The sequence below is a fragment of the Parafannyhessea umbonata genome, from assembly GCF_900111255.1.
Classification (GTDB): domain Bacteria; phylum Actinomycetota; class Coriobacteriia; order Coriobacteriales; family Atopobiaceae; genus Olsenella_J; species Olsenella_J umbonata_A.
On the sequence record NZ_FOGP01000004.1, the window covers coordinates 46,789 to 70,696 of the forward strand.

22 protein-coding genes, 2 tRNA genes and 1 other RNA gene are annotated in these 23,908 nt (G+C 62.1%); 4 read left to right on the forward strand and 21 right to left on the reverse strand.

Translation table 11 applies throughout. The features are described from left to right. Positions 1-34: 34 nt before the first annotated feature. On the reverse strand, positions 35-2,272 hold the full coding sequence (gene glgB, locus BMY31_RS05845; RefSeq protein ID WP_180371369.1) for a 1,4-alpha-glucan branching protein GlgB: 2,238 nt from the start codon (positions 2,270-2,272) through the stop codon (positions 35-37). Positions 2,273-2,509: 237 nt separating this feature from the next. Between glgB and nth the strand changes: the two genes are divergently transcribed. Together nth and BMY31_RS05855 are read left to right on the forward strand one after the other, a co-directional pair. Next, positions 2,510-3,187, forward strand: a complete 678-nt coding sequence (gene nth, locus BMY31_RS05850) for an endonuclease III (protein WP_091009084.1) — start codon at positions 2,510-2,512, stop codon at positions 3,185-3,187. A gap of 36 nt (positions 3,188-3,223) precedes the next feature. After that, positions 3,224-3,520, forward strand: a complete 297-nt coding sequence (locus BMY31_RS05855; RefSeq protein WP_180363878.1) for a DUF6485 family protein — start codon at positions 3,224-3,226, stop codon at positions 3,518-3,520. A gap of 9 nt (positions 3,521-3,529) precedes the next feature. On the opposite strand, the gene BMY31_RS05860 is transcribed toward BMY31_RS05855, so the two are convergent. The 12 genes from BMY31_RS05860 to ffs form a co-directional block, all read right to left on the reverse strand. Continuing rightward, positions 3,530-4,849 carry an O-acetylhomoserine aminocarboxypropyltransferase/cysteine synthase family protein gene (locus BMY31_RS05860; RefSeq protein WP_091009086.1) on the reverse strand — a complete coding sequence of 440 codons (1,320 nt, stop codon included), beginning with the start codon at positions 4,847-4,849 and terminating at the stop codon, positions 3,530-3,532. Positions 4,850-5,099: 250 nt separating this feature from the next. Beyond that, positions 5,100-5,645 carry a rubrerythrin gene (gene rbr / locus BMY31_RS05865; RefSeq protein ID WP_180363879.1) on the reverse strand — a complete coding sequence of 182 codons (546 nt, stop codon included), beginning with the start codon at positions 5,643-5,645 and terminating at the stop codon, positions 5,100-5,102. A 63-nt stretch (positions 5,646-5,708) separates the two neighbouring features. Further along, positions 5,709-6,605: an adenine glycosylase gene (locus BMY31_RS05870; protein WP_091009088.1), complete on the reverse strand. Its 897-nt coding sequence runs from the start codon at positions 6,603-6,605 to the stop codon at positions 5,709-5,711. 29 nt (positions 6,606-6,634) lie between these two features. Continuing rightward, complete coding sequence (locus tag BMY31_RS05875; protein WP_078687346.1) at positions 6,635-7,126, reverse strand: RrF2 family transcriptional regulator; 492 nt, start codon at positions 7,124-7,126, stop codon at positions 6,635-6,637. An 80-nt stretch (positions 7,127-7,206) separates the two neighbouring features. After that, positions 7,207-7,905 (reverse strand): HAD family hydrolase, encoded by a 699-nt coding sequence (locus tag BMY31_RS05880; RefSeq protein ID WP_078687345.1) that lies wholly within the window; start codon positions 7,903-7,905, stop codon positions 7,207-7,209. Positions 7,906-8,092: 187 nt separating this feature from the next. Continuing rightward, a tRNA-Asp gene (locus BMY31_RS05885) sits at positions 8,093-8,169 on the reverse strand. Positions 8,170-8,305: 136 nt separating this feature from the next. Beyond that, positions 8,306-9,193: a hypothetical protein gene (locus tag BMY31_RS05890; RefSeq protein ID WP_091009091.1), complete on the reverse strand. Its 888-nt coding sequence runs from the start codon at positions 9,191-9,193 to the stop codon at positions 8,306-8,308. A 34-nt stretch (positions 9,194-9,227) separates the two neighbouring features. Next, positions 9,228-9,833, reverse strand: coding sequence for a recombination mediator RecR (gene recR / locus BMY31_RS05895; RefSeq protein WP_078687343.1), 606 nt, complete (start codon positions 9,831-9,833; stop codon positions 9,228-9,230). 1 nt (position 9,834) lies between these two features. Continuing rightward, positions 9,835-10,143 (reverse strand): YbaB/EbfC family nucleoid-associated protein, encoded by a 309-nt coding sequence (locus BMY31_RS05900; RefSeq protein WP_078687342.1) that lies wholly within the window; start codon positions 10,141-10,143, stop codon positions 9,835-9,837. A gap of 143 nt (positions 10,144-10,286) precedes the next feature. After that, positions 10,287-12,398, reverse strand: a complete 2,112-nt coding sequence (dnaX, locus tag BMY31_RS05905) for a DNA polymerase III subunit gamma/tau (RefSeq protein WP_078687341.1) — start codon at positions 12,396-12,398, stop codon at positions 10,287-10,289. A gap of 126 nt (positions 12,399-12,524) precedes the next feature. Then, on the reverse strand, positions 12,525-13,184 hold the full coding sequence (locus BMY31_RS05910; protein WP_078687340.1) for a VTT domain-containing protein: 660 nt from the start codon (positions 13,182-13,184) through the stop codon (positions 12,525-12,527). A gap of 119 nt (positions 13,185-13,303) precedes the next feature. Continuing rightward, positions 13,304-13,399, reverse strand: an RNA gene (gene ffs, locus BMY31_RS05915) — signal recognition particle sRNA small type. A 217-nt stretch (positions 13,400-13,616) separates the two neighbouring features. On the opposite strand from ffs, the gene BMY31_RS05920 reads away from it, so the two are divergent. Together BMY31_RS05920 and BMY31_RS05925 are read left to right on the forward strand one after the other, a co-directional pair. Continuing rightward, positions 13,617-15,506 carry an adenine deaminase gene (locus BMY31_RS05920; protein ID WP_091009094.1) on the forward strand — a complete coding sequence of 630 codons (1,890 nt, stop codon included), beginning with the start codon at positions 13,617-13,619 and terminating at the stop codon, positions 15,504-15,506. Between the two features lie 47 nt (positions 15,507-15,553). Then, complete coding sequence (locus BMY31_RS05925) at positions 15,554-16,165, forward strand: hypothetical protein (protein WP_078687338.1); 612 nt, start codon at positions 15,554-15,556, stop codon at positions 16,163-16,165. Between the two features lie 77 nt (positions 16,166-16,242). Here the strand turns inward: BMY31_RS05925 and BMY31_RS05930 are convergent. From BMY31_RS05930 to purB, 8 genes are all read right to left on the reverse strand, one after another. Then, positions 16,243-16,318, reverse strand: a tRNA-Arg gene (locus tag BMY31_RS05930). Positions 16,319-16,395: 77 nt separating this feature from the next. After that, entirely contained in the window at positions 16,396-17,088 is a 693-nt protein-coding gene (locus BMY31_RS05935; protein WP_078687337.1) for a hypothetical protein, read from the reverse strand. Between the two features lie 4 nt (positions 17,089-17,092). After that, the gene (locus BMY31_RS05940) at positions 17,093-17,977 is read right to left on the reverse strand and encodes a phosphoribosylaminoimidazolesuccinocarboxamide synthase (protein ID WP_180363880.1); all 885 of its coding nucleotides are present in this window, start codon (positions 17,975-17,977) and stop codon (positions 17,093-17,095) included. A 126-nt stretch (positions 17,978-18,103) separates the two neighbouring features. Next, positions 18,104-19,672: a sensor histidine kinase gene (locus tag BMY31_RS05945; RefSeq protein ID WP_091009097.1), complete on the reverse strand. Its 1,569-nt coding sequence runs from the start codon at positions 19,670-19,672 to the stop codon at positions 18,104-18,106. 105 nt (positions 19,673-19,777) lie between these two features. Beyond that, a complete protein-coding gene (locus BMY31_RS05950; RefSeq protein ID WP_078687335.1) occupies positions 19,778-20,503 on the reverse strand; it encodes a response regulator transcription factor in 726 nt (241 codons plus the stop codon). A 190-nt stretch (positions 20,504-20,693) separates the two neighbouring features. Then, a complete protein-coding gene (locus BMY31_RS05955; RefSeq protein ID WP_091009101.1) occupies positions 20,694-21,965 on the reverse strand; it encodes a Tat pathway signal protein in 1,272 nt (423 codons plus the stop codon). Position 21,966: 1 nt separating this feature from the next. Further along, positions 21,967-22,245: a TIGR03905 family TSCPD domain-containing protein gene (locus tag BMY31_RS05960; protein ID WP_091009104.1), complete on the reverse strand. Its 279-nt coding sequence runs from the start codon at positions 22,243-22,245 to the stop codon at positions 21,967-21,969. A gap of 163 nt (positions 22,246-22,408) precedes the next feature. Then, positions 22,409-23,758 (reverse strand): adenylosuccinate lyase, encoded by a 1,350-nt coding sequence (gene purB / locus BMY31_RS05965; protein ID WP_091009107.1) that lies wholly within the window; start codon positions 23,756-23,758, stop codon positions 22,409-22,411. Positions 23,759-23,908 lie beyond the last annotated feature (150 nt).

Below are 23,908 nucleotides of genomic sequence, written 5' to 3' on the forward strand. Positions count from 1 at the left end.
CGCCTTGCAGCGTGCGGCGTCTGTTCGCCGTGTCCTAGCCCTTCTTGTCCGCCTTTACCGAGGAGCCCTTTCTTCCGGTCGTCTTAGCCTTGGGCGCCGTCTTTCGCGCGTCCTTCTTCGCGGCCTGCTTGGCGACGGTCGGCTTCTTGTTCGTCGTCTTCTTTGCGTCCGGCTTCTCGGGCACCGTCTTTTTGACTGGAGCCTTCTGCGTCGAGGCCTTCTTGGCCGTCGTCTTCTTGGTCGCAGTCGCCTTCGCGGCCGTCGCCTTGGTCGGAGCCTTATTCGCGGGCGCCTTTGCCGCGGCGTGCTTTGCGGGCTTCTTCGGCGGAAGCGAGCCGGCGTACTTCAGGACAACGCCGCCTAGGGGCGGAATGCGTAGTTTGATCGACTGGCTTCGCATGTTCCAAGGCTCGTCTTCGGTCGCGAACTTGACGCCCTTGTTGGTGACGCCGGAGCCGCCGAACATCGTGCTGTCAGAGTTGAACTCCTCGACCCAATATCCCTCGCGCGGCATGCCAACCCTGAAGTCCTCGTGCGGGTTGACCTCGAAGTTGATGATGACCACAAGGTCGTCGTCGGGATTGTCCCCGTGCCGGGCAAAGGAGATGAGGCACTGGTCGCTGTTGTCTGCGTCAATCCACTCGAAGCCCTCGGGGACGTAGCCGCGCTGCCACAGGGCAGGATGCGCCTTGTAGAAACGGTTCAGCGCGCCGACGTAGGCCTGCTGGTGCGCATGGCTCTCGTACTCGTCCGAAAGGAAGTACTGGATACCCTCGTAGTAGCGCCACTCGATAAACTGGGCAATCTCGTTGCCCATGAAGTTCAGCTTGCCGCCCGCATGGGTCATCTGGTACAGCGCAAGCGAGCGCATGCCCGCGAACTGCCTCCAGTAGTCACCCGGCTGGCGTGTGATGAGTGAGCACTTTCCGTGGACGACCTCGTCGTGCGAGAGCGGGAGCACGAAGTTCTCGTTGAACTGGTACATGGTCGAGAAGGTCAGCAGCTTGTGGTTGCCGGGACGATACGGGAAGTCAGTCTGCATGTAGTGCAGGGTGTCGTTCATCCAACCCATGTCCCACTTGAAGTGGAAGCCAAGGCCGCCGTCGGAGATGGGATAGGTAACGAGGGGCCACGCGGTAGACTCCTCGGCAATCATCATGACGTCGGGGTCGTACTTGCCGACGGTCTCGTTGCACCTCTGGATGAACTTGATGGAGACGAAGTCCTCCTCGCCGCCCTTCTCGTTGAACTTCTTGAGGCGCGGGTCGTCGATGCCGAAGTTCAGGTACAGCATCGAGGTGACGCCGTCGACGCGAATGCCGTCGGCGTGGTACTCCTCGATCCAGTACAGGAGGTTCGAAATCAGGAAGGTCTGAACTTCTCCCCTGCCAAGGTCGAACTTGAACGTGCCCCAGTTCGGGTGCTCCTCTTTCTCGTACAGCTTGTCACCGTTGAAGTGAACCAGGCCGTGCTCGTCGCGGCAGAATCCACCGGGAACCCAGTCGAGGATGATTCCGATTCCCGCCTGGTGGCAGGAGTCGACAAAGTGCTTGAACTGCCTGGGGTTGCCATAGCGAGAGGTGGGCGCATAGTAGCCCGTCACCTGGTAGCCCCAAGAGCCGTCGAAGGGATGCTCCATGACCGGCATGAGCTCGATGTGCGAGTAGCCCATCTTCTTGACGTAGTCGACAAGCTCGTCGGAAAGCTCGTCGTAGCTGAGGTACGAACCGCTGTGCTCGTCGGTGTCGGAGCTGCCGTCACCGGCAAGGCCGTCGTCGTGGCGCTTCCAGCTGCCCAGGTGAACCTCGAAGATGTTGAGGGGGCTCTTCATGAAGTCGCTCTTGGCGCGGTTGGCCAGGTAGTCCTTGTCCTGCCACTCGTAGCTCGAGATGTCAACGGTGCGCGACGCAGTTCCCGGTGGGCACTCCGCGTAGAAGGCGTACGGGTCTGCCTTGTACAGCAGGTCGCCGTGCCTGGTCTCGATCAGGTACTTGTACAGCGCGCCCTCTTCGACACCGGCGACGAAGCCGTGCCAGACGCCACCGTCCTTGGTGCACTCGAGGTAGTTCTCATCGGGGTTCCAGTCGTTGAAGTCGCCGAGGACGCGGACGCTCCTAGCATCCGGCACCCAGACTGCAAAGTTGTAGCCTGTGACGCCACCTTGACTGGCAGGGTGAGCTCCCATTTTCTCGTAGCTTCGGTACCAGTTTCCCCCCGCCATCATGTACAGGTCATCGCTGGTAAGAGTCAAATCCGAAATGGGAACGCTCATAATCTCCCCCGACGTTATGGGCTAAGTGTCTGTTTACATTCAACGATAGATGTCAGTTGATGTACGGAACATTCTATTTCATTGTTTCGATATATTTGGAAAATCGGAGTTCCAAAATGGCAACTAATCTTTTATCGGTCTAAAAAATTCCTGCTACGGCACTACAAAATGCAGTCTGCGGGTACCCTTGCAATAGCGGGAAACGTGTTGATGCATCAAGCATTTGGAGGCATTCGGATGGCTCGCGAGACCAAAGCGCTCAAGCGCGAGCGGGGGCGGGAGGTATGCCGCCGACTCGACGGCATCTACCATGCGGCAGAGAGCGCACTGGACTACAGCAACCCGTTCACGCTCGTAATCTGCGTCCTTCTCTCCGCGCAAACGACCGACGCCGCGGTCAATCGCGTCACGCCCGAGCTGTTCCGGCGATGGCCCACACCGGCAGACATGGCCCAGGCAAATCCGCAGGAGCTCGGCGAGGTCATCCGCACCATCGGGTTCTGGCGCGCCAAGGCGGGACACTGCATCGCGACCGCCCAGATGATTGTCGCCGACTACGGCGGAGAGGTTCCTCGCACCATGGAGGAGCTCACCCGCCTACCGGGCGTGGGTCGCAAGACCGCAAACATCGTGCTCAACAAGGCATACGGAGTCGTGGAAGGCATCGCGGTGGACACCCACGTCTTCCGCATCGCCAAACGTCTGAGACTCACCAGTGCCCAGACGCCAGCGGCCGCCGAGAAGGACCTTCTGTCGCTGCTGCCGCACGAGCTCTGGCGCGACGTCAACGAGCAGTGGATACACTTTGGCCGCGAGACCTGCAGCGCGCAGCGGCCCTCGTGCGATGCATGCCCACTTGCGGACATCTGCCCGTCTTTCGGCCAGCCGAACCGCTGGTTCAAGGGTAAGAAGTAGGCCGGCCACATCCAACGACAGTCGAGGGGAGACGTCATGACTGACCCTGGAAGGCACTTCTGCACCTGCAAGGACCTCGCATGCCCCTGTAACCCCAACAACCCAAAGAACCTCGCAAAGGGCGGGCTCGGCTGCGACGCCTGCATACGAAAGAACCTCGCTCGCGGCGAGGTTCCCTCGTGCATGTTCATCAGCCTCGGCGACACCAGCGAATGGGACGACTGGTCTGTCGAGGGCTTCGCGCGCTTCGTGTCGCTGCACCCACGCAGCGAAGAGGGGGGAAGGTCGTCTGCCGAGCACTCGGCCGCCTTCGAGGCCGCACGCAAGAATTAGCGCCCTGGCTTACGCCCTGCTGATTGCCTGGTCCAGATCGGCGATGATGTCGTCGACGTTCTCGATGCCCACCGAGAGGCGAACCAGGTCCTCTGAAAGGTGCGCGGCCTCGAGCTGCTCGGCGGTCAGCTGCGAATGCGTGGTTGACGCGGGATGGATGATGAGGGACTTCGCGTCGCCCACGTTCGCCAGGTGGGTGAAGAGCTTGACACCGCTGACCACGTTCAGACCCGCGTCACGACCGCCTTTGAGGCCAAAGACGACCACACCGCCGAATCCGTTGTGTAGGATGCGCGAGGCGACCTCGTGGCTCGGGTCATCCTCGAGGCCGGAGTAGCGGACCCAGGCGACCTTGGGGTTCTCCTTGAGCCATCGGGCGACCGCTAGCGCATTGTCGCTGTGGCGCTGAACGCGAAGGGAGAGCGTCTCGATGCCGATGCCGATGAGCTGGGCCGCGTAGGGAGAGAGCGTCGGGCCGAAGTCCCTCAGCTTGTTCGCAAGAACGCGCGTCGAGAAGGGTGCGGCGGGCGCGGCGTCGGCAAATACCGCCCCGTGGTAGGATGGGTCGGGCTTGGCGATGGTCGGGAACTTGTCGGCCTGGGCCTTCCAGTCGTACACGCCGGTGTCGACGACGGCACCGCCCAGCGTCGCGCCGTGGCCACCGATCCACTTGGTGAGCGACTCGATGACGACGGCGGCACCGTCCTCGGCGGGACGATACAGGTACGGCGTGGCGAAGGTATTGTCCACGAACACGGGAACGGGAGACGGGAGCGAATTGGCCGCCTGGACCAAGGCGGGGACGTCAGCCACGTCTACAAGCGGGTTGCCGATGGTCTCGACGTACCAGAGCTTTGTGTTCTCCTTGGTCGCCGCGACGAACGCGTCGATGTCGTTATTCTCGACAAACGTGGTCTCGACTCCTAGGTCGCCCAGCGTATGCAAAAGGATGTTCCACGTCCCGCCGTACAGAGAGTCCGAGGCGACGATGTGGTCGCCCGCACCAACCAGGTTGGTGATCGCGAGGACTTCGGCCGCGTGTCCAGAGGCGACGGCCACCGCGCCTGCCGCACCCTCGAGGGTCGCGATGCGTGTCGCGACGGAGTCGGTGGTCGTGTTGGTCAGGCGTCCGTACACGTTGCCAGGCTTGGCGAGCGCGAACTTCGCGGCGCCGTCTGCGGCGTCGTCGAACTGAAAGGCGGCCGACGCGTAGATGGGGAGCGCCGCGGCGCCGGTCGTGGGGTCCGGCGCAAGGCCGGCATGAACCTGGAGCGTGTCGAAGTGGGCGCTGGGATCCTGGGCAAAGGTGGTGTCGAGTTCGAATGCCATGTTTTTCTCCTTCTGTATTATTAGCTTTCGTTATAGCGACTATAGGAGTATTGACTCATCTATTGAATATCTACGCTGAACATCTCTATCAATTACAACGTATTCCCAGCTAGATAGCTATTACCTGCTTCCCATTACGTGTTATCGCAATTATCGATAACCATACAGGATACTATCGACGCAAAAAGGGACCCAGCCAAAGCTGGGTCCCAAGTCGCTGTCACAGGCTCGCGAGGTGCGCGAGGCAGACCTAGTAGTTGATGACCTGCTCCTCGAAGTAGGACTGCGGGTGGTTGCACACAGGGCAAACCTTGGGGGCCTTGGGGCCGACGTGCAGGTGGCCGCAGTTGATGCACTTCCAGACCTTGACGCCCTCGCGCTCGAAGACCTCGCCCTTCTCGACACGCTCGACGAGCTTGAGATAGCGCTCCTCGTGGGCCTTCTCGATGTCGCCCACCATCTTGAACTTGGCCGCGATCTCGTCGAACCCCTCCTCCTTTGCCTTGGCGGCGAAGGTGGGGTACATGTCGGTCCACTCGCCGTTCTCGCCCGCCGCGGCATCCTTGAGGTTGGTCAGGGTGTCGGGGACGTCGCCGTCGTGAAGGTACTTGAACCACAGCTTCGCGTGCTCGCGCTCGTTGCCCGAGGTCTCCGCAAAGATGTTCGAGATCTGGACGTACCCCTCCTTCTTGGCCTTGCTCGCATAGTAGGCGTACTTGTTGGTCGCCTGGCTCTCACCCGCAAAGGCCGCCTCGAGGTTCTTCTTGGTCTCCGAATTCTCAAAATCCACTGCCATGTATGCTCCTCTCACCTTTTGCACTTGGGCGCTCTGAAACGAGCGGCAAGGCCCATGGTAGCGCTACGCGCTCCAAATGTCACCAATGCAATGGCAAAAACCTTCGCCCTCAAGCTCGCCCAATAGTTCCCTGACGTAATCGGGGGACAAGGCATTTCTACCCGCCTTGCGCTCGAGTTCGCTCAACTCTTCGGCGGCCGTGTCGAAATTCACGCCACCGTCAATGCGATGGTCAAGCAGGATGCGCACGAGGGCCGCGCGCTTCTGGCGGTGCGACCCCTCGAAGCGCGACTGGCGTGTGTGCGACGAGGAGCGCCTGCTGGGGTTGGGCATCGTCCTCTTGAGGTAGTTGCCGTAGTCCAAAAGAGCGTAGTACCAGCTTCGCGGGTCATCGGCTGGGTTCGAGTCGTCTGGCGGGCAGCAAGCCTCGACCAGAGGCGTCAGGACCTTATCGCTCACGCTGTCCTCACCCGGAAAGAGCTCGTGGATGAAGACCGAGCGCACGTTGGTCTCAAGGTACACGCCCGGCTGGTTGTAGGCGAACGCTCGTATGCCCGCGGCCGTCGCCGGCCCGATGCCCGGCAGGGCGAGAAGGTCCTCGAACTCGGTCGGCATCTCTCCCCCGGCCTCGGAGACCATGGTCGCAGCCTTCAGGAGCGACAGCGCACGGCGATTGTAGCCCATGCCCTGCCACTCCTCCAATACGTCCGCAGAAGACGCCGCAGCAAGGGCGTCCGGGGTCGGAAAGCGGTTGATCCACCTCTGCCAGCGACCGTCGACGCGAGAGACCTGCGTCTGCTGAAGCATGACCTCGGATATCCAGATGGCATACGGATCGCGCGTGCGGCGCCAGGGCAGGTCGCGATAGAGCTCCGCGCCCCTCGCCAAGACCGTGGAGCGGAGGCTGGCAAGAAGCACGGGGGCGATGGGCGTGGCCTTTTGCTCTGCGTTACTCGACAATGGCTATCCCTTTGTTGTTGCAGCGGGGACTAACGGGCACTGGGGACGTCGGGCTTGGGGTGCTCGGGACCCACGAGAATGAACTGGTTTCCCTGCGAGAGGATGGGGTGCTTCTTGTCGACGACGACATCGTAGAGCGTCGCCATAGAGAAGTACGCGTCGAGCATGCGCTCGGCCTCGCACCAGACGGGATTGAAGTGGCACTCAGGCCTGAAGGGGCAGGGGCCTCCATCCTCGGCGCAGGTAGCGCACGTCGCAACGTAGATGGGCCCCTGGACGGCCTCGATGATCTCCTTGATGGTGGTCGTCTTGGGGTCGACGGCAAGCCTCATGCCGCCGTGGGAGCCGCGCGTGCTCTCGATGATGCCAGCACGAACCAAGTCATGTTGAATGGAGCGCGCAAAGGAGTACGGCACCTCGTTCTGCTCGGCGGCCGCGCGGACGGAGACAACCCCTCCGTCACTCCTGACGAGTTCCGCGAGCATGCGGAGCGAATAATCCGTCTTTCTTGAGATGTCCACGCGACCACCCTTTCTATCCCAAGGCAAATGGCTTGCCGTAATCTCTCGCTTTCAAACTTGCCAAGGCGCCCTGACGCGCCTTACTTCCAATTAAGAATCGCCCAGTCCCTTCGCCGGGCAGTGCGCCTAAGAGTGCGGCCAGGCGTAACCGCAAAGGGCTGGACGGCAGCCCCCAGGAGGTCCCTGTCGCTGTAGTGGTCGCCGTAGGCGTAGGCGACGGTCCAGGCGCCAGCGCCAATGTGCTCGTCAGCCCACCGGACGACGGCGCTCTTCTTCTCGGGTCCGGCGACGACCTCGCCCTCGACCTCTCCGGTGTAGTTGCCCTGGGCGTCGCGCTCCATATCGGTTGCGATGAACCCATCGAATCCAAGGTCATGGGCGCAACGTTCGGCAATCTCCTGGAAGGTAGCCGAGACCAGAAGGGTAATGCAGCCCTCGTCGTGGCGGCGGCGGACCTCATCCACGGCATGCGATCTGTAGCGCGGGGCCAAGACCTTCTCGTAGAAGTCTCCCATGAGCCGAGCAATCTCGTCGGCACCACGTTCGTTCAGGGCCGCGAAGATAATCTCTCGAGACTCGGCCTGACGCTTGGGCAAATGCAGGGCGTAGCGAATGCCCCACCACGAGAGCCTAAAGGTTTTTGCGGGCGAGAAGTAGCCGCGCGAGAAGAGATACCTCGCGAGAAGAGACCCCGACTGGCCAGAAATGATAGTGCCGTCGAAATCAAATACGGCAAGACGTGCAGGGTGCTTGTCGCTATAGCTCTGACTGAAGCTCAAGCCGATTCACCTTCTGGACAGAACAATGTGCCAAGTGCTCTCGAGTGCGCAAATGCGCACCTCATAAATTGTACCTCAGTGGTGACAATTATAGGACCCACGACGCTCGATTAATAAAGCCGTTAACAAGGCGGTGTCTCGAGACATAAAAAAGGGCTTGGATTTCTCCAAGCCCTAGAACCATCAATGGCGGGATATGCGGGACTTGAACCCGCGACCTCCGACGTGACAGGCCGGCGCTCTAACCAGCTGAGCTAATACCCCGTGCATCAGTGCGGGAGTTAATATACACGGAATCGGTGCCTCTTGTCTAGCGATTTTTAAAAAGTACTCTCGTTCACAAGTTGACCACAACCATGCTCGCAACAAAGCCATTCGCCAAGACGCCAGCAGGAGTCCGCTAGACAAGCGCGACGTTGGTCGTCTTGCCTGACGAGTCGGTAACCACAAGGTTGGGATCAGAAAGCTTCACGGAGTCGATCGAGCCCTCTCCGGTTACGGGACTGTCGTCGGGACCCATAACCTGGGTAGGCAGGGCGCCCGCGCCAATGGTGTAGCTCAGGACGTCCCAGCTGCCGTCAAGGTTCTCGGGAATGATAAGGGCCCCGTTGTAGAGTACCAGCTGCACCGGCGTGCCGTCGAACTCGAAGTAAGACGTGCCGTCGTCCGAGCCCTCGGGGTAGCCCATAAGAGCGTACTTCCCGTTGGACTGCTTCTCGACCTTGTACGTGACTCCCCTGTAGGCGATCGACTGGCTCGCTTCAGTCTGCGTCTGCTCCACGACGCCACCGCCGTCAGGCTGCTTGAGCGAGCTCAGGACGCCCCCCATGACGAAGAGCGTGATTGCGACGACCACGATGGCCGCGATGGCGATACCCGCGAACAGACGCGTGTTGGTCTTCACCTTCGGCTCGCGACTGCTCACCCTGGGGCGGTTGCGCCCCTGAAGGCGGCTGTCGGCGATGCGCGATGGCCTCATGCCCACCACTCCGGAGGACGCGAGCCTCGACACGTTATCGCGGGTCTCGACCCTGGCGCCCATGCTGGGATCGATGCGCTTGAAGGAACCCGTCGCCGAGGGGTCAAGGACAGGCCTCGGAGCCTCCTGCTCGCCCATGCCGTCCGAGTCAAACAGAGCAGAGCTCGACCGAGGCTTGTAGGAAGGAGAAGAGGGCGAGAAGTGCGTGCCTCCCGCGCCGCGAGCGCCTACAGGACGGCGAGACGGACGTGCTCCGCCCGCCGCATGCCGCGCGTGACGCGGTGCGTCGTTGTTGCTGTACTGACCCATGTCAGACCTCCTGTCTGGCGTTGGTGCGTTTATGCTACAGGGTCCTGCGGGCCTCGATCGCGCGACCGAGCGTTACCTCGTCAGCATACTCCAGGTCCCCTCCCACGGGCAGGCCGCTCGCCAGGCGCGAGACGTCGATGCCCAGGGGTCGGATGACCCTGGAAAGATACGTTGCCGTCGTCTCTCCCTCGACGTCAGGATTCGTGGCCAGAATGACCTCGCTGACATCGTTGTCGGCAAGACGGGACAACAGTTCCTTCACGTGAAGCTGCTCGGGACCGATCTTGTCCATGGGAGAGATGACGCCCCCGAGCACGTGGTAGAGGCCGTGGTACGAACCCGTGCGCTCGATGGCGCTCACGTCACGCGGCTCGGACACGACGCAGATGACGCTGCGGTCGCGTGACACGTCGTCGCACACGTCGCAGTGCTCGCGCGTGGCATAGTTGAAGCAGATGGGACAGAAGTGCACCTGCTGCTTGACCTCAATGATCGCGTTTGAGAGACGACGTGCGGTCTCGATGTCCGCCTCGAGGAGGAAGTATGCAATTCTCTGCGCGGACTTCGGGCCGATGCCCGGAAGGCGTCCCAGCTCATCGAGCAGGCGCTGCAGCGCGCGGTCGTCCCTATAGTCGCTCACCCTAGAACAGCCCCGGGATGTTCATGCCGCCGGTAATGGCGCCAAGCTGCTGATTCGCGGCATTCTGGGCGCTGGCGAGGCAGTCATTGACCGCGGCGAGGATGGTGTCCTGCAGGATGTCGACATCCTCGGGGTCAAGCGCCTCGGGGTCGATGGTGATGGACGTGATGCTCATGTCGGCGGTGCCGGTGACCTTCACCATGCCACCGCCCGCAGAGGCAGAGACCTCGATGTCTCCCAGCTTGTCCTGTGCATCGGCAAGCTGCTTCTGCATCTTCTGGGCCTGCTTCATCATCTGCTGCATGTTCATGTGCGCTACTCCTATCGGGAGAATCTTATATTCGAGAAGGGCACGGGCGCGCGCTCGTGACACAACCTAGGAATGATACGGCTCTCTTACCGCACGGACGTCGGCGCAAGGCTTGAGCGCGGCGAAATCATAGGCCTTAAAACCTACTTCTTCTCGACGCTCACGGTGACCCCGTCGCCAAAGACATCGGTGAGCATTGCCATGATGTCCTTCGCCTCGGGAGGGACCTCGGCGGGCGCCGCCGGAGCCGCAGGCGCAGCCGGCGCAGCCGTCACGGGCGACGGCTTGGGGGCCGCGGGTATGGCCGGCTTGGACGATGGCGCAGGAGCCGGCTTCCGCGCGGGTGTCGGTTCCGACTCCGGCGCGGGTGCCGGCGCGGCAATGTCGGGAACGCCATTCACCTGTGCGTCCTCGTCGTAGGACATGGCTGCGGCGTCATCATAGGGAACGGGCTCGTAAGCCGGCACGTCGTCCCAGGGCATTGGCTGCGAAGGCGCGGCTGATACGGGCGCCGGGGCGGGCGCAGGAGCCGGTGCCGGCACGGGCCTAGGTGCCGGAGCCGGCGCGGCGGCGCGCTGGTTGCGGGCGATGTTCGCCCCCTGCAGGCTCGCCTCGGCGTAAACGATGGACCTGCGGCCGAAGATCGACTCGACCACGGGATCGACGATGGAGCGCACGTCGGAGCGGTCGAGCATCTTGACTGCGAAGCCCGAGCCCTTGGGAAGGTTGACCAGAAGGCGGTTTCCGTCATCGGAGAGGATGCTGGAGGTGAGCAGAAGCGACCCGCGCGAGGGGTTGGTCCTCACCAACGCGTCAACGGCCTGCTTCCACTTGCGCTGGAGCTCACCGGCGTCGGTGACGGCAGGGGTCACGGGCGCGGACGGCGCCGGGGCGGGCGACGGAGCCTGCTTGGCGGGTGCCGGCGCGGACTTGGGCGCAGGAACGGCCTGGGACACCCTCTGCGGCGCCGGAGCGACTTGCTGGACCGGAGGCTGCGACGCAGGTGCAGGAGAGGGCGCGGGGGCGGAAGCCGGTTTCGATGCAGGTGCGGGCGCGGCGACAGGCGCAGCCGAGTTCGCGGGCTGGACCACCGCATTTGCAGAGAGCTGCGCGACCTGGCGCTCAAGCTGGCTCACGCGGTCGGCAAGGGAGTCGAGCGTCATGTCGCTCTTGGGGCGAGCGAGGCGCGTCAGGGCAATCTCGAGCACCAGGCGCTGGTTGGTCGCGGTGCGCATCTCGTTGCCGGCATCGTTGATGACGGCAAGCGCGCGAGAAATGCGATCGACCGAGCCGAAGGCAAGGGCCTCGTCCTTAAGGTTCTGCAGCTCGTCCTCGGTCGCGTCCACGACTCCGGGCTTCGCGCCCACGGCGGACACGACGTACACGTCGCGCAGATGCCCCGCGAGCTCACGCGAGAACTGCAGGAGGTCGCGGCCAGACGTCACCAGTCCCGAGACGGCGTCAAACAGGGTGGGCACGTTCCTCTCGGCAATTGCGCAGGCGACACTCACCAGCATAGACCCCGAGACCTCACCCAGGAGGTCCTGCGCGGAGTCAATCGAGATGTTTCCGTCGCCAAATACCGAGAGCTTCTCGAGCGTGGAGAGCGCGTCGCGCATGCCACCACGGGCGTGGCGGACGATCAGGCTCAGGGCGCTCTTGTCAAAGGCAAAGCCCTCCTGCGCGCAGATGTCCTCAAGGTGGGCCTCGATGTCCTCGGAGCCAATCGCCCTGAAGTCGAAGCGCTGCACACGCGAGAGGATGGTGTCGGGGATCTTCTGGGGGTCGGTGGTGCACAGCACGAACACTACGTGCGACGGCGGCTCCTCAAGCGTCTTGAGCAGCGCGTTGAAGGCCGCCGTGGTGAGCATGTGGACCTCGTCGATGATATAAATCTTATAGTTCGCACGAACCGGGGCGTAACCGACGCTGTTGATGATCTCCTCGCGCACGTTGTCCACGCCCGTGCGCGAGGCCGCGTCGAGCTCGTAGACGTCGGGATGCTCGCCGCGCGCGATGAGCTGGCACTGCTCGCAGGTGCCGTCAGGCAGGTTGCCCGGCCCCTTCTCGCACATGAGCGCCTTGGCCAGAAGGCGCGCCATGGTGGTCTTGCCCGTTCCGCGCGGTCCGCAGAAGAGGTAGGCGTGGCTGGTCTTGCCCTCAAGAACGGCGTGCTCGAGCGTCGAGACGACGTGCTGCTGGCCGACGACGTCGGCAAAGGTCTGCGGGCGGTACTTTCTGTAGAGCGATTCCATGGCGCCTCCGATAGGTCCCCGCAAGGGACGGTGTTTGCTAGGTTCCAAGTATACCCGCGGGCACGGCAGGGACAGCTGCAGGCAGGGCAGGCGCTTCTCGGCGAGAAGGGCCTGACGCCTTGGCCGTTACGCCTCCTGGTCCGGATTCCCCTTGGCGAACTTCGCCTTGAGGGCCCCGGCGAGCGCCGGAATGACCGACACCAGGATGATGCCCACGATCACGAGCTCGAAATGAGCCTGAACCGCAGGGATGCCGCCGAAGAAGAAGCCCAGGAGCGTGAAGAGGGTCGACCAGGTGATGCCGCCCAGAACGTTGAAGGCGACGAAGTTGCGCCAGTGCATGCCACCCATGCCCGCGAGGAAGGGGACGAAGGTGCGGATGAAGGGAAAGAACCTGCCCAGGAAGATGGCCAGGTGACCCCACTTGTCCAGAAACGCCTCGGTCTTCTGGACGCGCTCGGGAGTCATGGCCTTGACCCTGCCGGACTCGATGATCTTCCTGCCAAAGAAGTGGCCGATCATGAAGTTGCACTGGTCGCCCAAGATGGCTGCGCACCAGGCAACCCCCAGCAGCATGAAGATGTTGAAGCCGCCACCCTGGGCGAAGAAGCCCGAGGCGAAGAGCAGGGAGTCTCCCGGTAGGAACGGGAAGAAGACGACGCCCGTCTCGACGAAGATGATGACGAAGATGAAGCCGTATGCGGCAATGGGACCGGCTGCGATCATGCTGGCGATGGCCGCGCGGGGGTCCTTAAGAAGCTCGGCAATAAACTGTACGAATCCCATGGATAACCTCGTGAATCGCGGGGGTGCCTCGGCCTCGCGAAGACTGGGTGGGCCACCCCCAAGCTTACAAAAACGCCCCTCGGCCGCGGGTCTCGCAGTCTGGGGGCGCATACAAAGTGAGCTCGATGGGAACGGGCGCCCGTCAGAGGCTCCTTATGGCTGCTGCCTCCCGGCCCTGACCAGGTTCGGAACATGACGTCGCCCGAACCCATCGAGCTCACTCACAACAGTAGACTATACCAGAGAACCCACAGGTAGGTGGTGAACCACAATAAAGTCACCCCGAGGCGCAAGGGGTGTCATGGCGGAAGTTCGCTCCGTCACCCGAGACTCTGTTCCGCAGGACAAATCGGCATCGCCAAGCGCATCCGTTCCACGGCCTTTTGCGCTACGCTAGCGTGAAAATGAACATGCAACCGACGGAGGCGTCCGATGCTCAACAAGTTCTGCAAGAAGCCGCTCTGGGAATGCAACGAAGACCTCGTCCGCGTCGCCCGAGGTGATGAGTTCGCAGACCTCGTGATCAGGCACGCCGATGTCGTCAGCGTGGCAACGCAAGAGATTCTGCCCGACAGCGACATCGCCATCAAGGATGGTCGCATCGCCTACCTCGGCATGGACAGCCACACCGCCGAGCACTGCATCGGACCCGACACGCGAGTCATAGACGCCACGGGCCTCGTGGCCACGCCCGGTCTCATGGACAGCCACATCCACGTCGAGAGCTCGATGACCAGCGTGTCAGAATACGCCCGCGCCGTAGTCCCCCATGGCACGACGGCCATCCTCACCGACCCCCACGAGGTCGGCAACGTCCGCGGCCTCGAGGGTGTCAAGAGCATGTTCGAAGATGCCAAGAACGCGCCGCTCAAGTCCATGATGACGCCACCCTCCTGCGTCCCCGCGGTGCTTGGCGTCGAGGACACCGGCGCCAGTATCACCGACAAGGACATCGCCGAGACCATGACCTGGGACAACGTCGTCGCACTGGGTGAGATGATGAACTTCCCCGGCATTCTTTCTGGCGAGAAGAACGCGCTCGGCGAGGTCCGGGCAACGCTTCGCACTGATCGCGTCGTCACCGGGCACTTCCCCTCGCCCGACGTCGACCGCGACCTCAACGCCTACATTGCCTCCGGTGTCAGCTCCGACCACGAATGCGGCAGCTGGGAGTCGGTTCTCGCCAAGCTGCGCCTAGGCCAGTACGTCCAGCTTCGCTACGGGTCGGCCTGGCTCAACCTTCCCGGCTACCTTCCCCAGCTTATCGAGAGCGGCGTATGCACCGCCCACTGTCTGCTGTGCACCGACGACTGCCACCCCAACACGCTCGTGAGTGACGGTCACATGGACCGCGTGCTGCGCGAGGCGGTGCGCCTGGGGCTCGACCCCATCGTGGGCATCCAAATGTGCACGGTTAACGCAGCACACTACCTCGGCCTGACGGACATGGGCGTCATTGCGCCCGGCAAGTGCGCTGACATCGTCCTCTTTAAGGACCTCAGCGACTTCGATGCCAAGATGGTCTTCATCGACGGCGAACTTGTCGCACAGGACGGCGTCGCAAAGTTCCCCCGCGCCGACCACCAGTGGCCCGACTGGATGACACACACGATGAGCCTGGGCTTCGAGGTGACGCCGCAGACCTTCGAAATCCCCGCGCTGCGAACCAGCAAGCTCGGCGTCGCCGTTCCCAACGGAGCGACTGTCGCCGAGGGCCTCGGCGACGATGCATGCGCGCCCGTGCCCGATGGCACCGTGACGGTGCGTGCCATCGGCATCACGCCCGGAGACACGATCACGCGCGACGAGTTCGTCGAGGTTCCCGTCAAGAACGGCCTGCTGGTAGCAGACCATGGTCATGACGTACTCAAGGCCTGCGTGTTCGATCGTCACCACGGCGCCGATGGCGTCCACAGCTTCGGATTCGTCACGGGTTTCGGCATCCACGGCGCACTCGCTCAGACCGTCAGCCACGATGCTCACAACCTCCTCGTCATGGGCGACAACGACGAGGACATGGCACTTGCGGCGCAGACGCTTGTCGAGTGCGGGGGAGGCGAGACAGCGGTCGTAGACGGCAAGATTCTCGCACTTGTCGAACTCCCCGTCTGCGGCCTGATGAGCGCGGGCAGCGTCGATGACGTGGCCGCGCAGGTAGCCAAGGCCGAGGAGGCGTGGAAACAGATGGGCTGCACCATGCCCTCCCCCTTCATGACCATGGGCGTCATGTCGCTCGCCTGCGTCCCCGTGCTGCGTCTCACCAACCGCGGGTACGTCAACTGCGTCACCTTCCAGATGGAGCCCCTGATGGAAGAGAAGTAGCCCAGTACCGCCCGAATCGCAAGCACTTCAACCATTAGGGGAGCAGGATGTCCAAGAAAACGAAGGGTTCTCGCAGGGCCGGCGCAAGGAAGAGAAGTCAGCCGTCGGACGAGGCCGCGGAGCAGAACGAGACGCACGCAAAGCGCGATGCCGAGAGGTACGGAGACGTGCTCTTCTCGGCGACGTACGACATCACCGAGAAGCTTGCCAAGCAGGCAGCCGTCCTCTACGGGGCGCCCCGCCTTTCCGACGCCGCGATCGTCATGCTCGTCGTCGGCCTGGTTGGCCTCGTGGTCACGCTCGCGACGCCCTATCACGACGTGTTTGTCATGCTCGTCTCGCTGATCTTCGCAGTTACTGGGTCCACGGCCACGCGCAACTGGCCGAACATCCAGGCCTGGGCTCTCATGGGGACCAACATCGGCGAGTCTCAGACCGACGTGCACCGCCATGTCGTGGTCACTTCCGATGAGGTGGTAGTTGAGGGACCGGGTGCTGAGGTCGCCCGGTACCCCCTCTTGCAGCTCAAGCGGGCGCGGCACGACGAGAACGGCTGCCTTGCAAGCTTCGGCAGGGGGCGCGTCGCTTATTTTCCCGCGCGCGTGATGAGCGCCTCTAAGCTGCGCGAACTCGTTCAGATGTTTGAGGGGACATGCTAGCCGCCGGCCATTCCGCAGCAAACGCACGCCATATAACAGAAAAGGTCAGCGCCCTCAGGCGCTGACCTTGAACTTTCTGGTGACCCCGATTGGATTCGAACCAACGACACCAGGTTTAGGAAACCTGTGCTCTATCCCCTGAGCTACGGGGCCGTGCTCATGTATTCTAGCATCACTTTCGTCTTGCGCGAAGCAGATTGTGCAGGCGAGCGACAGAAGCCCTCAGCCGACTACTTGTGCTGCTCGTGCCTGCCGCTCTCAACGGAACGCCTGGCAGCCTTGGCCCTGTCCTTCTGGGACTGCTCCTTGGCCGCCTCGCGTGCGTCTTCCTTGAGCACCTGGCTCATTTTCTTGACCGACATCGACTGGGCGGCAACCTCGGCGGCCTTGCGCATGGGGCGCACGATACGCCAGTCGTAGATGAACGCCGCGATGATCACGGCATACGCAAGCACCATAAGGACAATCATCAGGATCCCCATGGGAGAGCTGGTGCCCTCCATGACGCCGGGCACGAACTGTCCGATTGCCCAGCTGGCAACCGTCGAGGCCAGGCCGATGCCAAGAAGGGTCCACCACACGCGCTGGGAGCGCCTGTAACCCTTGGTATTGGTCAGGAGGACATGAGTCGCGGACATGCGGAGGTCGTCCTTCTCGCGCTGAGCGGCACGCGCGGCCTTCTTCTCTTCCTTGGACATCTCGCTCATGGCCTTGCCAGAGGAGACAACCTTGCCGCCACTCGTCTTTACGACGCGCACGCCGTCAGCGGCCTCGCGAGCAGGCTTGGCCTTGGCAACAGACTTCTTGGAGAAGCCCTGCTTGGCCTCCTTGTTCTCCGTCGCGTTCTTCTCGGAGTCGGCACTCAGGGGGCTGTTTCCCTCGGCCTCCTTCTTGGCAGCGTTGATCGTATCGATGAGCGACATAAGACTAGTTCTCCTTCATGGGCGTGAACTTGGTACCAGTAATGATCTCGAAGGCCTCCTGGTAACGCTTGGAAGTGCCCTCGATGACCTCCTGGGGCAGGTGCGGCGCGTCGCCGGTCATGTCCCAGTTGGCCTTAAGCCAATCGCGGACGTACTGCTTGTCGTAGCTGGGCTGAACCTTGCCGGCCTCGTAGCCATCTGCGGGCCAGAAGCGGCTGGAGTCCGGGGTGAGGCACTCATCGATCAGGGTAAGCTCGCCCTCGATGAAGCCAAACTCGAACTTGGTGTCAGCGATGATGATGCCACGGGTCGCAGCATAGTCTGCAGCAGCATTGTAAATCTTAAGAGCCGCGCTGCGAAGCTGCTGGGCAACGTCGTCGCCGATGAGCTCCTCGCAGCGATCGAACGAGATGTTCTCGTCGTGATCACCGAGCTCGGCCTTGGTGGAGGGCGTAAAGATGGCCTCCGGAATCTTAGAGGCCTCGTGCAGACCCTCGGGCAGGTGGATGCCGCAGACGGTGCCGTCCTGGTCGTAGGTCTTCTTGCCCGAGCCAGTCAGGTAGCCGCGAACGATGGCCTCGACGGGAATGGTGTTGGCCTTCTTGACCAGCATGGAGCGCCCCGTCAGGTAGTCCGCATACTTCTGGAACTCCTCCGGGTAGTCCTTCACGTCCATAGAGATCAGGTGGTTGGGCATGAGGTCGGCGAACTTGTGGAACCAGAACGCCGAGATTCGCGTGAGGATCTCGCCCTTGTACGGGATCTCGTCAGGCAGGATGTAGTCAAACGCACTGATTCGGTCGCTCGCAACCATCAACAGGCTGTCGCCGCAATCATAGATGTCGCGTACCTTGCCGTGAGAATCCGGACGAATCTCCATGGCTCCCATGTTTTTGGCTCCCCTCAAGAGACTAATACAGTGACTACGCCTGGCCAACAGACGCAGCATGTTCGATTGTAGTAGATGCCACAGGAGATTTCGCAGGCACAAGCGCGCTGTCACGCAATGACAACGCTAGCCAATCAGCTCTTCGCCCGAGGGGTTCGGCTTGTAGCTGCGGTCGCGATCGATGGGGATGCGGAGCGTGAACGTCGTTCCCTTGCCAAGCTCCGACTCGACCCCAATGCTCCCGTTGTGCTTGTCGATAATCTCCTTGGTGAGCGCAAGGCCAACGCCCAGGCCACCCGAAACCCTCTCGCGACTGGCGTCAGAGCGCCAGAAGCGCGAGAAAACGCGTGGGATGTCCTCCTTGGCGATGCCGATGCCCGTGTCGCGCACCGAGATGAGCATCTCGTTCTTGAAGCGGTCGCGGTCAATCGCAACGACGACCCAGCCGCCCTCGGGCGTGTACCTCATGGCATTGGACATGATGTTGGTCACGGCCTCGCGAATGAGGTCGGGATTCACGTCGGCATAAAGCTCGTGCGTCGGGATCTTATCGTCAAAGCGCAGGCGGAGGCCGCGGTCGTTAAAGAGCTGCTCCTGCATCGAGACGAGACTTTTGACGACGTAGACCATCTCGGTTCGCTCGGTTTTAAAGTCGGTGTTGTTCTCAACACGGGACAGGTGCAGCATCGCATCGACCAGCCGAGAAAGGCGTCGTACTTCTCCCGCGACAACCTCGAAGTGCTCGTTGTCCGAGGGCAGCACGCCGTCTTGCATTGCCTCGACCGTCGCGAGCATTGCCATGAGGGGCGTGCGCAACTCGTGGGCAACGTCCGAGGTCAGTCGGTGCTCGAACTTGATGTCGCGCTCGAGCTCGGTGGCCATGCTGTCGAAGGTCTCGCCCAGGCGTCCAATCTCATCGTCGCCCTTGAGGTTGGTCCGCGCAGTCAGGTCGCCGTTTCTGATCGCGCGCGCCGTCGAGGTGATCTTCACCACCGGGCGCGTCAGCGTTCGCGAAGAGCAGTAGCCGATGACACCGGCCAGCGCGATTGCGATGACGCCGGCAAGCGCCATACCGTAGTACGAGTTCATTTTGAACGCGGCGTCCGACTTAGTGGTGACGGCCTCGGCGTCAAAGGCCCAGAGCCTGACCGAGCCGAGTTTGATGCCCGACCTGTCCAGAACGTCGGCCGACACGATGGAATCGACGTTGTCCTGATCATTGATGTCATTGGGAGAGGCACCCTCGTTAGATGACGACTTGCGGTTGACCGTGGTATCGTCGTACAGGACATTTCCCGAGGCATCGAGCACCTGCATTCCCAGGTCGGGATAGGCGGCCGTGATCGCGGGGGCATAGCCCACCACGTCGGGGGTCCAGCCGCCCGATTCCTCATACTGGCTGGAGAGCGCATCGGCCGTCTGCTGGGCAAGCCTTTGCATGTTGTCCCGCGCATAGCCCTGGAACTGCTGCTCCCACACTGTTGCCAGAACGACGGTGAAGATGGCGACGCACATGACAGCGGTCATGACGAAGTAGAACGCCATCCTGCCGGTAAAGGTCTTCGCCGGGCGCGTCGGCCTCGCATCACGCTTGAGCGTGCTGAAGTAGGCCTTGGACGACTCCGACATGTCCATGTTCAGGACCTCATCGTAGTAGCGGGCAATGTCCTCGGAGTAGAGGTCTTCTTTCGGCATATCGTCACTTTCACCCATCTGTCGACACCTCACTCAGAAAAAAGGGCGCCAAGCAATCTGCCTGGCGCCCATTGCTAACGTTGCATGCGCAATCCAACCGCGAGGCTACTTTGCCTCGTCCGCCGCACCGTCCTTGTTGGCAGACTCGAAGCGATAGCCAACGCCGTGGACAGTATAAAGCCAGCGGGGATTACGAGGATCGTCGCCCAGCTTGGCACGGAGGTTCTTGACGTGCGAGTCGATGGTGCGCTCGTAGCCCTCGAAGTCGTAGCCCAGGACTTTCTCGACCAGTTCCATGCGCGTGTAGACGCGGCCCGGGTAGCGAGCGAGGGTGGTCAGCAGCTTGAACTCGGACGCGGTAAGATCGACTTCCTTGTTCTCGACCATGACCTTGTGGCCCGAGATGTCGATGACGAGGTCGCCGAAGTCCAGAACCTCAAGCTGGGGCTCGCTCTCGGTGTGGGCACGGCGGAGCAGCGCACGCACGCGGGCGACGAGCTCACGCGGCGAGAAGGGCTTGATCAGGTAGTCGTCGGCGCCAAGCTCCAGGCCAATGATGCGGTCCTCGACCTCGCCCTTTGCGGTCAGCATGATGATGGGCACATTGGAGGTCTCGCGAACGGCGCGGCAGACGCGCTCACCCGAGAGCTTGGGAAGCATGAGGTCGAGAATGATGAGGTCGAAGGAGTGCTTCTCGAACTCTTCGAGGGCGCTCTGCCCGTCACCCACGCCGCGGACGACGTAGCCCTCGCGCTCGAGATAAGCGGCAACCGCATCGCGGATCGTCTTCTCATCCTCAACAAGGAGGATTCTCTTCTCCTCTGAAGCCATCTGGCTGCTCCTTACTTTTCGTACCTGGACGCGCGGGCGGAAAACCGGAGGCGCAACATCGTTTCAAACGGTGCCATTCAAAAATGGCATAGGCTAAGTGACAGATTAATGGTCATAAGCGTTTGCTATTTTAACGCAGCTTACAAATTATCGCTTGTGACTCATTACGAAACGGCCTAAGTGTCACTCTTTACAGGTCAAACGCACGCACCACGACGGTGGACGGATAACCGGTATCCTCCGCCTTAACGGTGCAGAAGGTCACGAAACGCGACGTGGTGCCCACGCTTGAGGGGTACTCGCCGTAGTCGAGCGACCGATTGGTCGCGGCGAGAATCGAATACGAGCGCTTGTCGGTATCGACCACGAAGTACGACGACGAGCTCTTGATGAAGTATCGGCTACCCTTTCCAGCAATCTGGGCGGAGGGCTCACGCGAAAGAGCCACGAAGGGACCATCCGCGCTGCCGATGTAACTGCCCATGTTACCCAGCAGGCCGCCGGAGGCATAGTTGGCCTCGATGGAGAAGGCGAACTTATCGCCCATGCGCACCGCACTGAGAGGCTTGACCGACGCCGGAAGGATGAGCTGGTCAAGCTGCTTGTAACCATCACTCAGGTCATACGCCGTGATGCCATAGTAGGTTCCCTTATCGCCCTTCACGCGCGGGACCAGAGTCAGAACGTCATCCGAGACGGCAAGGGGCGCTCCAAACCTGCCGGCGGACTCGACGATTGCGTCGGCATTGCTTCCGCCCGCCTTCCAGGCGTAGCAGAACGAGTGCTCGGTAGACTTGCCGCCCGTGGCGTTCGGCATGACCAACCAGAACACGCGCGAGTCGGAACAGGCAATCTGGGGCGGGTCGTAGTCGGCGGAAGCCTCCCAGAGCGTGGAGATGTCCCCCGTCAGGGCGCCGTCCGAGAAGCGGGCGGCATACAGGTGCCAGCCGCGGTCAAGCAAGTTGATTTCAACCCAGGCGTAGACGCTGTCGCTGCAGCAAGCCTCGTAGATCACGACGTTGTCGGCATCCTTGGTGTGCGGCTCCGAGACCACTTCCACCAGCTTGCCGGTGGTGATGGCAAGTGCCGACGCCTTGACCGGCGGGTTTGCGGAAGAGCCCGCCGTAGTGACGGGAATCCAGGTGTCCCCACCGCCGGGGCGAAGTACGCTGCCCAAGGCGATGTTCCAAGTGTGCGTCGGCGAGAGGGACGACTCGTCGTACGAGAACTTGTTCTCGTTCGTGTTGGGATCGATCACGTAGTCGGCGGATTCGGAATCCACGACGACCGGGTCGCCGCTGCCGTTGCTCGCGTTCTTGCAGCCGTCGAGCGAAGCCGCGACGACGGCGACGGCCGTAGTGGCACCGATGCCCTTGAACAGGCCGCGGCGCGTGATGGCCCGACGTCCGTCCCCATTGCCAGCGAATGGCGCGCCCTCCCGCGTGTTCCTGAAGAGCGCCAAGCTAGGCCTCCGTCTGGATTCCGGCCGACTTGCGGGCCTCAAGCAGACCAAGGGTGAGCTGGTCGGCACACGAGGTCTTGCGCGGGCCACAGGTGTTGCCGGCAAGGGTCTCGACGACCTCGTCGACCGAGCGACCCTCAATGAGCTTGCCAATGGCCTTCAGATTGCCGTTACAACCACCCTCGAACGCGACGCCCTGAATGGTCTTGCCCTGATCGTCGAGCTCGATGTGGATGACGCGCGAGCAGACGCCCCGGGGCCTGAAGTCGTAGTGGATCATGTCCTCCCCTTCCGTTTTTCCTCCCTCAGTATACCCACCACCTCGCAAAAGCAAGTCGCCCGCACGACCATGCGCACGGGCGACCACAGAACAGGTATGCGGTTGCGAATCAGGGCTGCTTGCTCAGGAGGGCCCGCGTACTTCTCTCCTGGCGCAAGCCGGGCTAGTCGAAGTCGAGCTGCTCGAGGCGGTCGAACACCGTGTCGATGCGACCGAGGAAGCTCCAGGGGTCGAAGATCTTGTCGAGCTGCTCCGCTGTGAGCTTGCAGGCGGGATCGGCCTCGAGCTTGGAGCGGAAGGTGGTGCCGTTCGGATCGCACTGCTGCACCTCATGCCAGGTTGCCATGGCGTTCGACTGGACGATCTTGTAGGCATCCTCGCGCGTGATGCCCGTGTCGACCAGGGCAAGCAAGACCTTGGAGGAGTAGATGAGGCCGCGGGTCTTGTTGAGGTTAGCCAGCATCTGGGCGGGATACAGAATCAGGCCGTCGACGATGCGGTTGAGGCAGGTGAACATGTGGTCCAGGGCGATGAAGCTGTCTGCCTGGGCGACGCGCTCGGCGGAGGAGTGGCTGATATCACGCTCGTGCCAAAGAGCGACGTTGTCAAACGCGACCTGCGCGTTCGCCTTGACGACACGAGAGAGACCGCAGACCTTCTCGAGCGTGATGGGATTGCGCTTGTGCGGCATGGCACTGGAGCCCTTCTGGCCCTTGCGGAACGGCTCCTCGGCCTCGAGGGTGTCAGTACGCTGGAGGTTGCGGATCTCGGTCGCGATGCGCTCGCAGGTCGCGGCGGTCGTGGCAAGAACGCCGGCAAGATAGGCGTGGTGGTCGCGGCTGATGACCTGTGTCGACAGGGGGTCGTGAACCAGGCCCAGGCGCTCGCAGACGTACTCCTCGACGCGCGGGTCGATGCTGGAGTAGGTTCCGACGGCACCCGAGATGGCGCCGAAAGCGACGTTGTTGCGGGCGTCCTGCAGGCGATCGAGGTCGCGCTTGAGCTCCCAGGCCCAGCTGCCGAACTTCATGCCAAAGGTCATCGGCTCGGCGTGGATGCCGTGGGTACGGCCAACGCAGAGGGTCTCGCGCTCCTCGAACGCGCGACGCTTGCAGATCTTGCCGAGCTTGCGGCAATCCTCGATCAGGATGTCGGTCGCCTGGACCAGCTGGTAGCACAGCGCGGTGTCGCCAAGGTCCGAGCTGGTCATGCCATAGTGGACCCAACGGCTGGGCCTGGGCTTGCCCTCGGGGACGTCAGCGTCAATGTAGCTGCCCATGTTGGTCAAAAACGCGATGACGTCGTGGTTGGTGACAGCCTCAATCTCGTCGACCTCTGCCTTGTTGAACTTGGCGTGATCGCGAATCCACTGCGCCTCTTCCTTGGTGATGCCGTTCAGCCCAAGCTCGGCATGGGCCTCGCAAGCCAGGACCTCGATCTCCTGCCAGATGGCGTACTTGTTCTCGAGCGAGAAGATCTTGCCCATCTCGGGACGGGTGTAGCGATCGATCATGTGGCGTCCTTTCATAAGGAGAAGTGCATGCAATCACGCACAGACAAATGAGCCGCACAAGATTCTACCGCGGCGCCGCACGACGAGGAGACTGCGCAACCAGAGCGCAAACTACCCCCATCGACTCAGGACGTGTGCGCTTCTTTCTTG

What these genes read in the sequence shown, in the direction of transcription:
- BMY31_RS05890 (WP_091009091.1), bottom strand. Translation starts at nt 9,193, where the DNA reads ATGGGTCAGTACAGCAACAACGACGCACCGCGTCACGCGCGGCATGCG.
- rbr (WP_180363879.1), bottom strand. Translation starts at nt 5,645, where the DNA reads ATGGCAGTGGATTTTGAGAATTCGGAGACCAAGAAGAACCTCGAGGCG.
- BMY31_RS05860 (WP_091009086.1), bottom strand. Translation starts at nt 4,849, where the DNA reads ATGGCATTCGAACTCGACACCACCTTTGCCCAGGATCCCAGCGCCCAC.
- BMY31_RS05925 (WP_078687338.1), top strand. Translation starts at nt 15,554, where the DNA reads ATGTCCAAGAAAACGAAGGGTTCTCGCAGGGCCGGCGCAAGGAAGAGA.
- BMY31_RS05945 (WP_091009097.1), bottom strand. Translation starts at nt 19,672, where the DNA reads ATGCCGAAAGAAGACCTCTACTCCGAGGACATTGCCCGCTACTACGAT.
- purB (WP_091009107.1), bottom strand. Translation starts at nt 23,758, where the DNA reads ATGATCGATCGCTACACCCGTCCCGAGATGGGCAAGATCTTCTCGCTC.
- BMY31_RS05950 (WP_078687335.1), bottom strand. Translation starts at nt 20,503, where the DNA reads ATGGCTTCAGAGGAGAAGAGAATCCTCCTTGTTGAGGATGAGAAGACG.
- nth (WP_091009084.1), top strand. Translation starts at nt 2,510, where the DNA reads ATGGCTCGCGAGACCAAAGCGCTCAAGCGCGAGCGGGGGCGGGAGGTA.
- BMY31_RS05900 (WP_078687342.1), bottom strand. Translation starts at nt 10,143, where the DNA reads ATGAACATGCAGCAGATGATGAAGCAGGCCCAGAAGATGCAGAAGCAG.
- BMY31_RS05935 (WP_078687337.1), bottom strand. Translation starts at nt 17,088, where the DNA reads ATGTCGCTCATCGATACGATCAACGCTGCCAAGAAGGAGGCCGAGGGA.
- dnaX (WP_078687341.1), bottom strand. Translation starts at nt 12,398, where the DNA reads ATGGAATCGCTCTACAGAAAGTACCGCCCGCAGACCTTTGCCGACGTC.
- BMY31_RS05855 (WP_180363878.1), top strand. Translation starts at nt 3,224, where the DNA reads ATGACTGACCCTGGAAGGCACTTCTGCACCTGCAAGGACCTCGCATGC.
- glgB (WP_180371369.1), bottom strand. Translation starts at nt 2,272, where the DNA reads ATGAGCGTTCCCATTTCGGATTTGACTCTTACCAGCGATGACCTGTAC.
- BMY31_RS05920 (WP_091009094.1), top strand. Translation starts at nt 13,617, where the DNA reads ATGCTCAACAAGTTCTGCAAGAAGCCGCTCTGGGAATGCAACGAAGAC.
- BMY31_RS05910 (WP_078687340.1), bottom strand. Translation starts at nt 13,184, where the DNA reads ATGGGATTCGTACAGTTTATTGCCGAGCTTCTTAAGGACCCCCGCGCG.
- BMY31_RS05960 (WP_091009104.1), bottom strand. Translation starts at nt 22,245, where the DNA reads ATGATCCACTACGACTTCAGGCCCCGGGGCGTCTGCTCGCGCGTCATC.
- BMY31_RS05940 (WP_180363880.1), bottom strand. Translation starts at nt 17,977, where the DNA reads ATGGGAGCCATGGAGATTCGTCCGGATTCTCACGGCAAGGTACGCGAC.